At 70.4% G+C, this 1,282-nt stretch carries 1 protein-coding gene; it reads left to right on the forward strand.

Annotation, left to right across the window (positions count from 1 at the left end; genetic code table 11):
- Nucleotides 1-27: 27 nt before the first annotated feature.
- The coding region (locus MXD58_RS27810) for an MMPL family transporter (RefSeq protein WP_250611131.1) at nucleotides 28-1,282 on the forward strand (1,255 nt) is incomplete at its 3' end.

Here is a 1,282-nt window from a genome sequence, read left to right on the forward strand (position 1 = left end):
CCCCGCGCGGTGGCCCCCGGCCGGCGCTTGACGGCCCTGGCCCGCCAGGTCATGCGGCGCCCGGTGCTGTTCGGCGGCGCCGCCATTGTGCTTCTGCTGGTCTGCGCCGCGCCGGCGCGCAATCTGCACCTGGCGCTCGCGGACGACACAGTGCTGCCCGCCGCCGCCGAGGCGCACACGGTCAACGACGCCATGCGCGGTGACTTCGCCCTCTGCCTGCCCTGCCAGATCCCGGTCGTCATGCCGGGAGTGGACGCCCGGGACCCGTCGAACGCGGCGAAGATCAGCGACTACGCGCGGCGGCTCTCCGGACTGACCGGCGTGCTTCGCGTGGACACCGTCACCGGCGGTTATATGGATGGCAAACAGGTCTCCACCGCGCCGACGACACCCACCGGTTTTGTGGGCACTCACGGCGGCGCCTGGCTCTCCATCTGGCAGAACGCCACCTCGCCGGTGTCCGCCGATGCGAAGAACCTGGTCCGCAGGATCGAGGCGACGAAGGCGCCCTTCGGGATCCTCATGGGTGGCCTCGCCCCCCACTTCCTCGACACCTCCCACACGATCCTGCGCAGCCTGCCGCTGGCCTTCACCGTGGTGATGGTGATGACGTTCGTGCTGCTGTTCCTGTTCACCGGCAGCCTGCTGCTGCCGCTCAAGGCGATGCTCCTCAACACGCTGAACCTCGCCGCCACGATCGGCCTGCTCACGTTCATCTTCCAGAGCGGGCACCTGCGCGGCATCGTCGGCGACTTCCAGGTGTCGGGCACGCTGGAGATGACCAGCCCGGTGCTGATGTTCTTCATCGCGTTCGGCCTGAGCATGGACTACGAGATCTTCCTGCTGGCCCGCGTGCGCGAGGAGTACAAGCGCACCGGGGACAACACCGAGTCGGTCGCGGTCGGGCTCGGGGTCACCGGCCCGCTCATCACCAGCGTCGCGCTCGCGCTCGTCGTCGTCATGGTGGTGCTGTCCGCCTCGCACATCAGCATGATCAAGATGGTCGGGGTGGGCCTGACCATCGCGATCACGTTGGACGTCACCATCGTGCGGGCGATCCTCGTGCCGGCGTTCATGTCTCTGGCCGGCGACTACAACTGGTGGGCGCCGGCCCCGCTGCGCCGGCTGCACGATCGCTTCGGCCTGCGCGAGGCCGAGGACGATGCCCCGGCGGCCGGCCCGCAGCCGATGGCCGAGTTCCGTCCCCCGGCCGGGAGGCCCGAACGGGACGGGGTGCGCGCCGGTCGCGGCCGGCTGGGCATCGGCGGCGCCGCCTACGGGC

This window comes from Frankia sp. AgKG'84/4 (assembly GCF_023242965.2).
In the GTDB taxonomy this organism is placed as follows: domain Bacteria; phylum Actinomycetota; class Actinomycetes; order Frankiales; family Frankiaceae; genus Frankia.